Origin of the sequence: Clostridium intestinale (assembly GCF_035905475.1) — a bacterium.
Lineage (GTDB): Bacteria > Bacillota > Clostridia > Clostridiales > Clostridiaceae > Clostridium_T > Clostridium_T intestinale.
Genome location: NZ_CP121166.1, coordinates 4,212,800 through 4,227,126, shown reverse-complemented (window position 1 = coordinate 4,227,126; position 14,327 = coordinate 4,212,800). Strand labels below are relative to the sequence as shown.

The window sequence follows — 14,327 nt, the reverse complement described above, 5'->3', positions numbered from 1 at the left end:
TTAAGTTTATACTATATAAGTAATCTTTCTACTTTTTCTCCACCTTCTATGTGACTATCCATAATTTCTTCTACATCGTCAGGTGTTACAGATCCATACCAGGTTCCTTCTGGATATACCACAACTATAGGACCCTTATCACAGATTGAAAAACAACCTGTGTTAGTTATCATAACTTCTCCTGATAAATCTCTATCGTCAACTTCTTCTATAAATCTTTGAAGTATATTTACAGAATCCTTTGAATGGCAAAACCCCTTTTGAGTTCCATTGATTCTACAACTTGCACACACAAATATATGATGTTTTGGGCTTATCATATTATTTCTTCCTCCTTAATATAAACTAGTTTATTATCCTCTTTATTTTTTATAATTTCTTCAGCCGCAACCTTTATGGCCTTTTCTATTCTTTCATAGGTAACAAAAACCTTTATTCCCTTATCCTTTAACCTATTGGCTGGTGCATCACCAATTCTCAATGTTAAAACTCCTGAACAATCCTCAATTGATCTAAGTATTTTTGATATTTTATCATCTCTCTCGTCGCACTCTTCTGATCCTTGGCAGTATTTTTCTACTGATCTTCTTTCAACTAAAGAAACAATCCCTTCTTTGTAGTCATATATATAAAATTCGGTAACATGTCCAAAATGCTTATCTACTAACATTCCACTTTTTGATGCTACTGCAAATCTTAATGCTGATTCTTCCTCTTTTACTCCATCTTTTGATGAAAAATTCCTAAATTTAATGGATTCATCATTTTCCAATGTTCCTATAGCATCTGCTCTACATTGTTTGCAATGATACATTTGCTCTATATGCTCTCCACATGTCTTTCTTAAATCCATTAGCTCTTTATTACTAACTAAAGGCATATCTTGAAATACGCTTCCCTTAACTGGTATAAGCTGCATTATATTTGTAATAGTTGCTCCATATTCTTTTACTGTTTTTACAACTTCCTCTATATGTTCATCATTGATCCCCTTAAGCATTACGATATTAATCTTGCAGACTATCCCTTTGCTTGTTAAGAATCTAAGCCCTTGCAACTGATTATTTAGAAGAATTGATGCGCCTTCTTCCCCAATATACTTAGTTCCAAAATAGTCAACAAATTTATATACCTTTGCGCCTATTTTAGGATCTACAGCATTCATAGTTATAGTCACATGACTAACTCCTAGTTCAACTAGATCATTTGCATAAAATGGTAACATCAAACCATTAGTTGATAAGCAGAATGTAACATCTTTATCAAATTCTTTTATTAACTTAAGAGTTTTTTTAGTTTCTTCAAAGTTTGCTAAGGAGTCTCCTGGCCCTGCTATTCCAACAACAGTTAAGTTAGGCATTTTTTCTTTTACAAATTTATATTTTTCAAATGCTTGTTGTGCTGATAATACTTCTGTTGTTACTCCTGGGCGGCTTTCGTTTGGACAATCATATTTTCTTAAACAATAGTTGCAACTAATGTTACACTTAGGTGCTATAGGCAGATGTATCCTTGCATATTTATGAGCCGATCCACAGCTAAAACAAGGGTGAGTTTTAGTTTTTTCATCAATTGATTTAGGTTCTATTGTTACATTTGATACTTCTTCCACTTTCTTTCCCTCCTCTTTATAGAATTGAGTATAAATACTTTTTCTATATTTTCCTTCTTTAACTTCTAATATTTTATTTGTTACTTCATCAATCAGGTTTAAAGAACCAACATATCCTATACTCAATATTCTTTGACCACCTATCCTATCATGTATAGGGAAAGAAGCTCTTATTAAAGGAATCCCTTGCTTCTCTTCTATTCTTCTTCCATCGGAACTTCCAATCATAAGATTTGCTCCAAGATCAAGTGCATATTTTTCTATATCTTTAAAATCCGTATTATCTAGTATTTTATATTCATCTATAAACAATCTCTCAGCCACTTCATTTAATTCATCTTCTATTAATATCTTCATTTCTTTACAAGAGGTTCCTGTAGCAAGTAATACTGGCATAGCACCATTTTCAACACACAGCCTTGCTGTAGAGTAAACAAAATCCGGTTCTCCATATATAACTACCCTAGCCTCGGCATTATATTTATGAGAATCTATCATAGCATCAATATATCTTCCTCTTTGAGCTTTATATCTCTCTGGTACTGGTTTATCAGTTATTTCACTTAATAGTTTTAAAAACTCATCTGTATCTCTTAACCCTCTAGGCACATTGCATCTATAGTTTTTTATGCCAAATTTATCTTCAAGATATTTTCCAGCTGAATAATCATCTTTAACAAAGCTGCTTATTTCAATTGTTGCTCTAGCTCCCCCCATTTTTGATATATCTTTTATATCTGTTCCTGCTACTGATAGCCTGTTGTATTTCTCAGTTCTTGGCGAATCTAGATTCTCAGATATATCTGGAAGTAATATATAGTCAATATCAAAGCTATCCAAAATCTCTTTTAATTCCCTTACATCTGCTGGACTTATATATCCTGTAACTACATTTATTTTGTTATTTTTCTCTTCTTCCATTTCTGTATTTTCCACTATACATCTTAATGCTTTTAGATATCCCTCGTATTGGCTTCCACCATAACCTGGAGATGGAACTGGTATTAATTTCACTTTTTCATCTGGGTGTTTTTCATGAAATATTTTTGATAGACGGGAAACATCTTCACCTATAGTTTCAGCTAAACAAGTTGTAGCTACTGCTATTACCTCAGGATTATATAACTTAATTAGGTTCTCTAGCCCTTTCATTAAGTTTTTTTCTCCACCATAAACTGTTCCTTGCTCTGTTAATGAAGATGAAGCTATATCTATAGGTTCATTATAATGTGTTGCCATGTGCCTTCTAATATATGTACTGCATCCTTGGGACCCATGTAGGATTGTCATTGCTCCTTTTATTCCATAAAAAGCACTTACTACTCCCATAGGCATACACATATTACAAGGATTAACTGTCAAGTTTACGTATTGTTCTCCCATACTATCACACCCCAACTTTTGTATATTTCCAAACTGGACTATTTATTGTTAAGTTTATTTCTTTAGCAAAATTAACAGCTCCTTCAAATCCTGCTAAAGGATGTTTTCTCTCATGATTATGATCACAAAAAGCTATACCAAGCTTATATGCTAGAGGTCTTTCTTTAACACCACCAACTAAAACATCTGCTCCCTTTTCATTCATAAACTTTTCAAGTTCATAAGGGTTTGCATCATCTAATATAACTGTTCCTGGTTTTACCAAGTTACCTATAACTTCATAATCATCTTTTTTCCCAGTTTGCGTTCCAACCACTACAGTTTCCATACCCAATTCTTCAAACTGCTTTATTAATGATATTGCTTTAAATCCCCCACCAACGTATATTGCTGCTTTTTTCCCTTCAAGGTTTTTTCTATACTTCTCTAGTACATTTCCTAAATTAGCTCTCTCTTTTTCTACAAATGCTAGCGTTCTTTTTATTATTTCTTTATCTCCCAAAGCATTAGCTACATTTATAAGAGAAATCATTGTATCTTCTATTCCCATGAAACTTACCTTTATAAATGGTACTCCCATTTCTTTTTCCATTCTTTTTGCAAGATATGTCATGGAACCTGCACATTGAACTATATTTAAACTAGCGCCATCTGCTTTTTGAAGCTCCTCACACTTTGCATCACCTGTTATTTGTGAAACAACATTTATCCCCAAATTATTAAGATAGTTTTTAATTATCCACATTTCACCTGATAAATTAAAGTCTCCTAATATATTTACTCCTTTAATCTTAGGGGACTTAGTTCTTCCTATTAAATTCATAAGAGCATTGCATGCTGTCTTATATCCCATGGATTTATGTCCTGCAAATCCTGGAGACATTACTGGTATAACTGGAATTCCATATTTCTGTTCAGCTTGTTTACATACTGCTTCAACATCATCTCCTATAACTCCAACTATACAAGTTGCATAAACAAATATTGTTTTAGGTGAATGATTTTTCATGATTCCTTCTATTGCACCAGCTAATTTTTTCTCTCCTCCAAAGATTACATCCTTTTCTTTTAAATCTGTTGAAAAACTATTACGATATAGTTCTTCTCCACTAGATAAACTTCCTCTTATATCCCATGTATAACTAGCACATCCTATAGGTCCGTGAACTATATGGAAAGCATCCGTTATGGGATTAAGTACAACTCTAGCACCACAATATACACATGATCTTTGGCTAACAGATCCAGATACACTTTCACTATCACACTTCATAGAGTTACCATGATCGCCTTCTTTACAAAAAATAAAATCTTTTCTTTCATCTAAAATTTCTGCTACTGGTTTTGCTTCCATAATAAATCACCTTCCTTATAAAGTAAAAAAGGACTTCCAAGGGAAGATTTCCTCCCTTGAAAATCCTTTTTAAAAAATAAATTACATTACCATTTCAAAATCTTCATCTTCACAATCTCTATCTATTCTATCCATTAATGCAGTAAGAATTAATTCTAGAACTCTCATAGCTCCTCTATATCCTACTATTGGCATATATGAATGAACATATCTATCAATAATTGGGAACCCTGCTCTTACGAATGGAATATCCTCAGCTCTTGCTATGTATTTTCCATGAGTTCCACCTATTAATAAATCTACACCTTCATTTTTAATCCATTGATGTAATTCAAAAAGATCGCTAGCAGCTTTTGCTACACATCCTTCTACTCCAAACTCTTCAAATAGAGCTTTAGCAGCCTTTTCAAAAGCTATTCCTGGAGTACCTGTTATAACATATTTAGGAATCATTCCTAATTCTAATACAAATTTAGTTAGTCCAAGTACAGTATCAGGATCTCCATATATAGCAACTTTTTTACCATATACATATTGATGTGAATCAACTACTGTATCAACTAGTTGTCCTCTTTCGTCTTCTAATTCTTCTGAAACTTCTCCTTTAGAGAACTTAGATAATTCCATTATAAAATCATCTGTAGCTCCAATTCCTATTGGTAAAAGTAATGTTTTATATGGTACATTACATTTCTTCTCTAAATCTGTAGCTCCTAACTCAGAAGCAAAACTTCCTAGAGCAAGTGTTAATTCACTGTCTCCCATTGCCTTTATATCTTCTATCTTAGTACCGCCTTTAGGATACATTTCATATGTTCCAGTCATAGGAGCATCTAAAACTCCACTTGTATCTGGAAGCATTGTGAAGTCTATTCCAAAGTCTTTCATAAGACGTTTCATTTCTCTCATATCTCCTGGATTTGTGAAACCAGGAATTACATTTAATTTTCCATTGGAAGTTCCAGTTGAGGTTGCAAGATATTTGATAAATCCTGAAACCATATTAGAAAATCCTGTTACATGTGATCCTACATAACTTGGTGTATTGGTATGAACCATGTATTTTCCTTCTGGAATATTAATTGAAGTTATAATTGAGTTTAAGTCATCACCTATTGTCTCTGATAGACAAGTAGTATGAACTGCAATTATTTCTGGATCATATATTTCAAATAAATTTTTAGCAGCAGTTCTAAGATTGCTTCCTCCACCAAATACTGATGATCCTTCAGTAAATGATGATGTTGAAGCTATAGCTGGTTCCTTAAAATGTCTTGTTAAGTACATTCTATGGAATGAACAACATCCTTGAGATCCATGGCTGTGTGGCATGCATTTATGAACACCTAATGCTGCGTACATTGCGCCAACTGGCTGACAAGTTTTAGCTGGATTTATTTTTAGGGCTTTTCTCTCTTTTACTTCTTTTGGTGTTAAATCTAACATTATACCACACCTCCTAATGTTCCTTCTAATATAGGTTCCTTTTTCCAAGGAGCTACTGTATAGTTCCAAGCTGGAGTATATATTCCCATAGTAACGTCCCTTGCAAAGTTTACAGCTCCCTTAAATCCTGCATATGGTCCACTATAGTCATATGAGTGTAATTGTCTTGATAAAACTCCACCTTTTTGAGCTACAAATTTATCCTTTATTCCTGAGAAGAATATGTCTGGCTTTAATAACTTTAAGAACTCTTCTGTTTCATAATGATTTAAATCATCAACAACTATTGCTCCCTTATCCATGCTTTTTTCCATACCACCGTAGTAGTTTAACGCTATTTCATCTTTTAATTGAGCATATCTTTCTTCTGGAATAACTAATCTGAATTTTTCTGGATCTTTTTCTAATTTTAATTCTTCTATATTTTTAGAATCTGCATCAACTTTCATAAATGGTACTACTTCGCTTCCTTCGTAGTCATCTCTATGAGCAAATTCATAACCTGCTAATAAAGTCTTCATACCTAAACTTTCTAATAGGTTTTGATAATGGTGAGATCTAGATCCTCCAACAAATAATGCTGCTGTTTTTCCAGTTAATTTATTTTTGTATAATTCCATGTATTCTTCGATATCTTGAAGTTCTTCTGCAATTATTTCTTCTGTTCTTTCTATAAGATCTTCATCTCCAAAATACTTAGCAATTGATCTTAATGATTCTATAGTACCATCAACACCTACAAAATTAACTTTTAGCCAGTCAGTACCATATTTAGTTTTCATCATTTCACCAATATAATTTATTGATCTATGACATTGGATTATATTTAAATCTGCTGTGTGTGCATTTTTAAGTTCTTCGTAACTTCCATCACCAGTCATTACTGATACAATATCATAACCGATTTTCTTTAATACTCTGCTGATTTCCCAACCATCTCCACCTATATTATATTCACCTAATAAGTTTATTGAGAATTTTTTAGGTACATAACTTCCTGTTCCTATAACATTTTTCATAAGACCATTGTTAGCTATGTGGTGACCTGCTGATTGAGATACCCCTTTATATCCTTCACAAGAAAATGCTAGAACTTTGATTCCATATAATGCTTCAGCCTCTTTTGCTACTGCATGAATATCATCTCCAATTAATCCAACTGGACAAGTAGAACAAATCATTATTGATTTTGGGCTAAATAACTCAACTACTTCTTTGATAGCTTGTTTAAGTTTCTTTTCTCCTCCAAATACTATATCGCCTTCTTGCATATCTGTAGAGAAACAATATTCTAAAAAGTTTTGTGTGTTTTCATCACTTTTTCCTTTATGCCTTCTTGTTCCCCATGTATAGAAACCACAACCTATTGGACCATGTGTAATTACTGCAACATCTTTTAAAGGTCCAAGTACAACCCCTTTACACCCTGCGTAACAACATCCTCTGTTTGTCATTATTCCTGGTATTGTTCTTACATTCGAAGTTAACTCTGGTGCTTCTTCAGATATTTCTCCTATATGAGCTTTTCTATTTTTAAATACTTTGGCACTATAACCATCCAAAACTTTATCTATAGTACTCATTTAATTCACCTCCAAATTTACTTTTATATAACTATTTCTCCAGATTTATTGTCTCTTACTCTATATACTTCATTAACTGGTAAAACAAATATTTTCCCATCTCCAGCATTTCCTGTGGAGTTAACCTTTATAATTATATCTATAATTTTTTTTACATCTTCATCTTTAACTATTAATGTGAATAATCTTTTAGGTATAAGTCTTCCAAGCTCTGATATATTTTCAGCTACAGGTGAGGCAGGTATGTTTTCATCAAGAACTAAATCTTCAATTAAAGCCATATTTAATGATTTTTTCCCTCTCCCTAAAACTTTTCTACAAGTAAATGAGGGAAATCCAGCCTCTGCGAGAGATTCTTTTGTTACATTTACTTTATTCGAACGAATAATTCCTATTATTTCTTTCATTTATAGCACCTCAACTTTTATAAGACTTCTTTTCCACTACTTATGGTATACGCCGTTTCTACTGGAGACACAAATATTTTCCCATCACCAAAAGCCCCTTTTATTCCTGTTCTTGCAGTTCTCATTATTATTCTTATAACATCGTCTTTATCTTCTTCATTTTTTACTACTACTAGGATCATTTCTTTTGGTAATTCATCATAATATATATCTCCAACTTTAATTCCTTTTTGCTTTCCACGTCCGAATACATCTATTTTAGTCACTTCTGGAAATCCAGCTGATAAAAGTTCTGATAGTACTGTTCCAACTTTTTCAGGTCTTATAATAGCACGAACCATTAACATAACAACTCTCTCCTCTTATTCACATATGTTCTTTATTATTTTCTTATAGATCCATTAATCCATATTGCATTAATATTTCTTCTAATCTATCTTGGCTCATTGGTTTTGGAATTACAAACATATCGTTATTATCAACTTTACTTGCTAATGTTCTATATTCATCTGCCTGTTCACAAGTTGAATCAAATTCTATTACTGTTTGTTTGTTTATTTCAGCTTTTGTTACCATTGGACTTCTTGGTACAAAGTGAATTAATTGACTTCCTAATTCTTTAGCAAAGTTATCTAATAATTCATATTCATTTGCAACTTTTCTTGAGTTACAGATGATTCCACCTAATCTAACTCCACCAGTGTTTGCATATTTTTGGATACCTTTTGCTATATTGTTAGCTGCATATAATGCCATCATTTCTCCTGATGCTACTATATATATTTCTTGTGCTTTTCCTTCACGTATTGGCATTGCAAATCCACCACATACAACGTCACCTAATACATCATAAAAAACATAATCTAAATCTGATTCGTAAGCACCTAATTGCTCTAACATATTTATTGAAGTTATTATACCTCTTCCTGCACATCCAACTCCTGGTTCTGGACCGCCTGATTCAACACATTTTATGCCTCTAAATCCTGGCTTTAAGATTGAATCTAAATCTACGTCATCTCCTTCTTCTCTTAATGTATCAAGAACACTTTTTTGTGCTAGTCCTCCTAGTAATAATCTTGTTGAGTCAGCCTTAGGATCACATCCCACTACCATTATCTTCTTATCCATTGTAGCAAGCCCTGATGTTAAGTTTTGTGTTGTTGTAGATTTACCTATTCCACCTTTTCCATAAATAGCTACTTGTCTCATTTTTATACTCCTCCTTCAAACTGAATATTTATTATAAACTTATCTAAAACTGAGTTTTAGATAAGATTTATACTTAATTTTAGATAATAAAAAAAGAAGTCCATAATTTAGATAATTCATAAATAACCTAAATTTCTAGACTTCTTTGCCCGCTTAGTTAACAGACTTCTTTGTCCAATATAAAACATAATTTAAATTTCATAAAAATATCATATTTAAATGAAATTTTATCAACTATACACATAATTTTTTATTAGTTTGTTTACTTGTAATTTATGTTCTTAATATTATCATATATTTTTTTGCTTTACAATAGGAAAAATGAAGTTTTTTACTATTATTCTAATTGAAACCTATTATCACTTCACGAATTATAATGATATTGCCAATGTAAATGTTTTTGATATTATAAAACTTTTTTTGATTTTTTTATATTTCATTCGTAAAATTGATTAATATTTCTTCTATGCTATAATTTACTTATATTCCTTATTCGAAAGGAGATTTAATTATGACTCAAGATAAATCCTTAACACCTCAAGAGGTAGCAGATATTTTAAAGATAGCAAAAAATACTGTGTATGAACTAATAAAAAGAGGTGAACTTAAAGCTTATCGAGTTGGAAGAAAATTCAGAGTAGATTTTATAGATGTGGAAGAATATAAAAATAATTCCAGAGACAACAAAAAATCATTATTTAATGAAATAAGTAGTGTAAATAATGAAGATTCTAAAATAAATCCTCCTATTCCAAATACAGGTGTTATTCTATGTGGTCAAGATGTAGCATTAGATATTTTGTGTAGACATATTGAATATCATCCTAAGGGCATTCAAATACTTAGATCTTATATGGGATCATACAATGCTTTGTATTCCTTATACCAAGATAAGGTTCATATAGCAACAACTCATCTTTGGGATGGGGATACTGATAGCTATAATATTCCTTATATAAAAAGATTAGTTCCCGGAATACCAACCATAACTGTACATTTAGCTTGCAGAAATATCGGATTCTATGTTAATAAAGGCAATCCTAAAAATATAAAATCCTGGTTAGATTTAGATAGAAATGACATCTCTATAGTTAATAGAGAAAAAGGTAGCGGTGCAAGAATATTATTAGATGAGAATCTACGCTTACATACTATTAATCCTGAAAAAATAAATGGATATGCTAAAGAATGTACATCCCATCTAGCAGTTGCAAGTGCTATTTCTCGTGGTGATGCAGACTTAGGAATAGGAACTGAAAAAACAAGTCTTCAAGTTCAAGGTATAGAGTTTATACCAATGAAAAAAGAGCGCTATGAAATAGTTATAAAAAAGAAGAATTCTATTCTACCTTATTTTGATATCTTAATGGAGATTTTAAATTCTGATGAGTTTAAATTAGAGCTTCAAGGTCTTGGTGGATATGATATAACCGAAACTGGTAAAATAATAAATTAAAAAAGGGGACTTCGCATCAGCAATTCTTAAATGCTAATGCAAAGTCCTTTTCTAGGAAACTAGCTTGCAATTATTGATGTAACTAAATTAAGTGTATTATCTAGTGAAATCTCCTTAACTATTTTATCTATATTGTTTACCATGTTTTTTAGTTCTTTAGGATCATTAAATAATCTTTTAATTATATTATTTAAATTATCTCCTTCTGCATATATAGCAGCCTTTTCGTTAACTAAAAATCTAACATTTTCTTCTTCTTGTCCTGGTATGTAATAAGGTATTATAATTGGAAGCCTCTTAACTAATGCCTCAGTTACAGTTAAACCACCTGGTTTTGTTATAATCAAACTTGCTCTATCCATTAACTGAGATACATTTGTTGTAAATCCTAAAATTATTAACTCTTTACTTACTGGTACTGTTTTATAGTTCTCTTCAAGTTCTCTTTTTAAAATTTCATTATTTCCACATACAGTTATTATTTTTAAAGGAATATCTAAATTCATTAGCTCAAATAAAGCTTTTTTCATGGATTTTAGTCCCATACTCCCACCCATTAGTAATATAGTAAATTCTTCTTCTCTACTTATACTATTAGTGAAATTCATAAAATCTCTCTTTACAGGAATTCCATAGCTATATATTCTTCCTTTATCTATTCCCTTTTCTATAAGACTTTCTTTCGTGTATTCACTTCCTACTATATAGGCATCCACGCTTTTGTCCACATAAGTACTATGAGCTTTATAATCTGTAACTATAGATATAAATGGAATATTAATTTTATTTTCTTTTTTTAGATTTGCTATAACTTTAACCAATAATGGATGAGTAGATATTATAATATTAGGTTTATATTCTTTTATAATCTCATAAGTACTATCCTTTATGGATTTCCCTAATATTCCGCCTATACTATTACTGGTTAATTTGTGATTGCTTGCTTTATATAACATTCCAAATAAACTAGGTACCTTAGTTGCAAGAATTTCGTATCCTCCTGATACCAATTTATCTAAAACTTCTCCAGTCTCTTTTATAGGTTCTATACATTTAACTTCGTAGCCTTGTTTTTCAAGCTCTTTTTTTAATGAGTCTGCTACTGAATTATGACCTTGTCCTGTTGATGCAGTTACTATCAATACCCTTTTTACAAGATTCATAATAAAAATACCCCCTAAGTTATTTCTTATATTAATTTTATTATAAACCTCGAAGATTAAAAGCACCTTAAGTAAATCTAAACAAATTCTTAACTTATTCATAAAAAAATAAAACTGTCTAAAGATTTTTACCATCTTAGACAGTTTTATATATTATTCTACTATGCTTATTTTCATCATGTTAGTAGCTCCAACTTTTTCAACTGGAACACCAGCAACTATTACTACTGTATCACCTGATTTAACATATTTAGTTGTTTTAGCTATATCAACAGTTTTTTCCATCATTTCATCTGTTGAATTAACTCTCTCAGCTACTATTGGATATACTCCCCAACTTAAAGCTAATTTCTTTGCAACTTTCTCATCAGGAGTTACTGCAATAATCGCACAATCTGGTCTACATTGAGATATTCTCTTTGCAGTTGCACCTGATTGAGTTGATGATATTATTGAACTCGCTTTTAATTCATATGCAGCATTACATGCAGCTCTTGAAATAACTCCACCAATTGCTGGTATATGTCTTTTAGCGCTAGATACTGCTAATTCATAACTTAATTGATTTTCAGTTTCTTTAGCTATTTTAGCCATAGTTTCAACCGATTCTACTGGCCAGCTTCCATTAGCTGATTCACCTGAAAGCATTATAGCATCTGTACCATCTAATATAGCATTAGCTACGTCTGAAACCTCTGCTCTAGTTGGTCTTGGATTTCTTATCATAGAATCTAACATTTGAGTAGCAGTAATAACTGGTTTACAAGCAGCATTACATTTATCTATAATCATTTTTTGCACAGCTGGAACTTTTTCTATTGGAATTTCTACTCCTAGATCTCCTCTAGCTACCATTATTCCATCAGAAACAGCTATGATTTCATCTATATTGTCAACACCTTCTTGGTTTTCTATCTTAGAATATATATCTATATGACTTCCGCCATTTTCTTCTAATATTTTTCTAATAGCTATAACATCTTCTGCTTTTCTTATAAATGAAGCAGCTACCATGTTAACACCTATTTCACAACCAAATTTAAGATCGGATTCATCTTTTTCAGTCATAGCTGGTAATTTAATTGCTACTCCTGGTACATTAACACCTTTATGAGTTCCAACCATTCCTGTATTTTTAACAACACAGTTTACTTTACCTTCTTCAACTGATTTAACTTCTAATCCAACTAAACCATCATCTATTAATATAGTATCGCCAGCTTTAACATCTTTAGCTAAACCTGTATAAGTTACAGAACATTTTGTAGTATCTCCAACAACATCTCCACCTGGATATATTGTGAAATCTGTTCCAACAGTTAATTCAACCTTACTTGGTTCAAATTTTCCGGTTCTTATTTCTGGTCCTTTTGTATCTAAAAGAACTGCTATTTCTCTATTATATTTTTTAGCTAATTCTTTTACTTTGTTTATTCTTGTTGCATGCTCTGCATGATCACCATGTGAAAAGTTGTGTCTAGATGCATTCATTCCTGCTTCTATAATTTTTGATAAAATTTCATCGCTATCACTAGCCGGTCCAATTGTACATATTATTTTTGTTTTTCTCATAGATAACACTCCTTATTTTTTAATTCCAAAATGCGTAAATAAAATAAATTAAAAATAAATATATTTAAAAAGCTATTGCTTTTAAATTAATTTTATGATGATATTTCAGTAGCTATATCATATAATTTTTCATCAAATTTTCTTTCTATAGCTAAAGCTTCATCTATATCCACATCAATTACTTGATTATTTCTTATTCCTATTACTCTAGCAGTTTTTCCTTCTAATAAAACTTCCACTGCTCTATGACCTAATTTTGATGCAAGCACTCTATCGGAAGCTGATGGACTTCCACCTCTTTGAATATGTCCAAGAATAGTAGCTCTTGTTTCAATTCCAGTTACTTCTTCGATGTATGAAGCTAATTCTTCCGCTCCACCTACTCCTTCAGCAACTAAAATTAAATTGTGCATTTTTCCTTTAACTTTTCCTTCTAATATAGTTTTGCATAATTCATCTTTGTCAAAACCTTTTTCTGGCACTACTATTGATTCTGCACCACCTGCAAGACCTGCATATAAAGCTAAATCTCCACAGTTTCTTCCCATTATTTCTACTACAGAAACTCTCTCATGAGAAGTTGAAGTGTCTCTTAATTTATTTATAGCGTCAAGCACTGTATTTAAAGCTGTGTCAAATCCTATTGTGTAGTCAGTATAAGCTAAGTCATTATCTATAGTTCCTGGAAGTCCAACAGTTTTAACTCCAAGTTTAGAAAGAAGTTTAGCTCCTGTGAAAGATCCATCTCCACCTATTACAACTAATGCGTCTACTCCATAAGCTTTAAGTATTTTTGCGCCTTTTTCTCTGCCTTCTTCTGTTTTAAATTCATTACATCTTGCAGTCCTTAAAACTGTTCCACCTCTTTGTATAATATCTGATACTGAACGTCTGTCCATTGGGTGAAGTTCTCCACTAATTAAACCAGCATATCCTCTTTCAACACCCATTACTTCCAATCCATTATGTAATGCGGTTCTTACAACTGCTCTTATTGCAGCATTCATTCCTGGTGCATCTCCACCACTTGTTAAAATAGCTATTTTTTTCATTAATTATGCCTCCTCTACACTATAGGGACACAGCTAGTCCCACATATGCTAAAATTTACCCACCACTTTTAAAAAAAACGTATTAAT

At 31.7% G+C, this 14,327-nt stretch carries 12 protein-coding genes; 1 reads left to right on the top strand and 11 read right to left on the bottom strand.

Annotation, left to right across the window (positions count from 1 at the left end; genetic code table 11):
- Positions 1–11: 11 nt before the first annotated feature.
- The 8 genes from P8F83_RS21405 to nifH form a co-directional block, all read right to left on the bottom strand.
- Positions 12–320, bottom strand: a complete 309-nt coding sequence (locus P8F83_RS21405) for a 2Fe-2S ferredoxin (protein ID WP_021803504.1) — start codon at positions 318–320, stop codon at positions 12–14.
- Positions 317–2,995, bottom strand: a complete 2,679-nt coding sequence (gene nifB, locus P8F83_RS21400; protein WP_073019226.1) for a nitrogenase cofactor biosynthesis protein NifB — start codon at positions 2,993–2,995, stop codon at positions 317–319. The genes P8F83_RS21405 and nifB overlap by 4 nt, the downstream gene beginning before the upstream one ends.
- Before the next feature lie 4 nt (positions 2,996–2,999).
- Positions 3,000–4,349 (bottom strand): nitrogenase iron-molybdenum cofactor biosynthesis protein NifE, encoded by a 1,350-nt coding sequence (nifE, locus tag P8F83_RS21395; RefSeq protein ID WP_315111177.1) that lies wholly within the window; start codon positions 4,347–4,349, stop codon positions 3,000–3,002.
- Positions 4,350–4,430: 81 nt separating this feature from the next.
- On the bottom strand, positions 4,431–5,795 hold the full coding sequence (gene nifK, locus P8F83_RS21390; protein WP_238902202.1) for a nitrogenase molybdenum-iron protein subunit beta: 1,365 nt from the start codon (positions 5,793–5,795) through the stop codon (positions 4,431–4,433).
- Complete coding sequence (nifD, locus tag P8F83_RS21385) at positions 5,795–7,378, bottom strand: nitrogenase molybdenum-iron protein alpha chain (protein WP_326512590.1); 1,584 nt, start codon at positions 7,376–7,378, stop codon at positions 5,795–5,797. The genes nifK and nifD overlap by 1 nt, the downstream gene beginning before the upstream one ends.
- Positions 7,379–7,401: 23 nt before the next feature.
- Complete coding sequence (locus P8F83_RS21380; RefSeq protein ID WP_326512589.1) at positions 7,402–7,785, bottom strand: P-II family nitrogen regulator; 384 nt, start codon at positions 7,783–7,785, stop codon at positions 7,402–7,404.
- 17 nt (positions 7,786–7,802) lie between these two features.
- A complete protein-coding gene (locus P8F83_RS21375; RefSeq protein WP_326512588.1) occupies positions 7,803–8,132 on the bottom strand; it encodes a P-II family nitrogen regulator in 330 nt (109 codons plus the stop codon).
- Between the two features lie 43 nt (positions 8,133–8,175).
- Positions 8,176–8,997, bottom strand: a complete 822-nt coding sequence (gene nifH / locus P8F83_RS21370) for a nitrogenase iron protein (protein WP_021803510.1) — start codon at positions 8,995–8,997, stop codon at positions 8,176–8,178.
- Between the two features lie 511 nt (positions 8,998–9,508).
- On the opposite strand from nifH, the gene P8F83_RS21365 reads away from it, so the two are divergent.
- Positions 9,509–10,453, top strand: coding sequence for a helix-turn-helix transcriptional regulator (locus P8F83_RS21365; RefSeq protein ID WP_326512587.1), 945 nt, complete (start codon positions 9,509–9,511; stop codon positions 10,451–10,453).
- Between the two features lie 59 nt (positions 10,454–10,512).
- Here P8F83_RS21365 and P8F83_RS21360 read toward each other — a convergent pair whose 3' ends face one another.
- The 3 genes from P8F83_RS21360 to pfkA all read right to left on the bottom strand — a co-directional run bounded on the left by P8F83_RS21360 (position 10,513) and on the right by pfkA (position 14,240).
- Complete coding sequence (locus P8F83_RS21360; protein ID WP_326512586.1) at positions 10,513–11,616, bottom strand: MGDG synthase family glycosyltransferase; 1,104 nt, start codon at positions 11,614–11,616, stop codon at positions 10,513–10,515.
- 153 nt (positions 11,617–11,769) lie between these two features.
- Entirely contained in the window at positions 11,770–13,188 is a 1,419-nt protein-coding gene (gene pyk / locus P8F83_RS21355) for a pyruvate kinase (RefSeq protein ID WP_073019214.1), read from the bottom strand.
- Between the two features lie 92 nt (positions 13,189–13,280).
- Complete coding sequence (gene pfkA, locus P8F83_RS21350) at positions 13,281–14,240, bottom strand: 6-phosphofructokinase (RefSeq protein WP_073019212.1); 960 nt, start codon at positions 14,238–14,240, stop codon at positions 13,281–13,283.
- Between the last annotated feature and the right edge of the window lie 87 nt (positions 14,241–14,327).

Bases quoted from the DNA above. Each gene is read 5' to 3' on its own strand.
- P8F83_RS21405 (WP_021803504.1), bottom strand. From the start codon at position 320: ATGATAAGCCCAAAACATCATATATTTGTGTGTGCAAGTTGTAGAATC.
- nifB (WP_073019226.1), bottom strand. From the start codon at position 2,995: ATGGGAGAACAATACGTAAACTTGACAGTTAATCCTTGTAATATGTGT.
- nifE (WP_315111177.1), bottom strand. From the start codon at position 4,349: ATGGAAGCAAAACCAGTAGCAGAAATTTTAGATGAAAGAAAAGATTTT.
- nifK (WP_238902202.1), bottom strand. From the start codon at position 5,795: ATGTTAGATTTAACACCAAAAGAAGTAAAAGAGAGAAAAGCCCTAAAA.
- nifD (WP_326512590.1), bottom strand. From the start codon at position 7,378: ATGAGTACTATAGATAAAGTTTTGGATGGTTATAGTGCCAAAGTATTT.
- P8F83_RS21380 (WP_326512589.1), bottom strand. From the start codon at position 7,785: ATGAAAGAAATAATAGGAATTATTCGTTCGAATAAAGTAAATGTAACA.
- P8F83_RS21375 (WP_326512588.1), bottom strand. From the start codon at position 8,132: ATGTTAATGGTTCGTGCTATTATAAGACCTGAAAAAGTTGGAACAGTA.
- nifH (WP_021803510.1), bottom strand. From the start codon at position 8,997: ATGAGACAAGTAGCTATTTATGGAAAAGGTGGAATAGGTAAATCTACA.
- P8F83_RS21365 (WP_326512587.1), top strand. From the start codon at position 9,509: ATGACTCAAGATAAATCCTTAACACCTCAAGAGGTAGCAGATATTTTA.
- P8F83_RS21360 (WP_326512586.1), bottom strand. From the start codon at position 11,616: ATGAATCTTGTAAAAAGGGTATTGATAGTAACTGCATCAACAGGACAA.
- pyk (WP_073019214.1), bottom strand. From the start codon at position 13,188: ATGAGAAAAACAAAAATAATATGTACAATTGGACCGGCTAGTGATAGC.
- pfkA (WP_073019212.1), bottom strand. From the start codon at position 14,240: ATGAAAAAAATAGCTATTTTAACAAGTGGTGGAGATGCACCAGGAATG.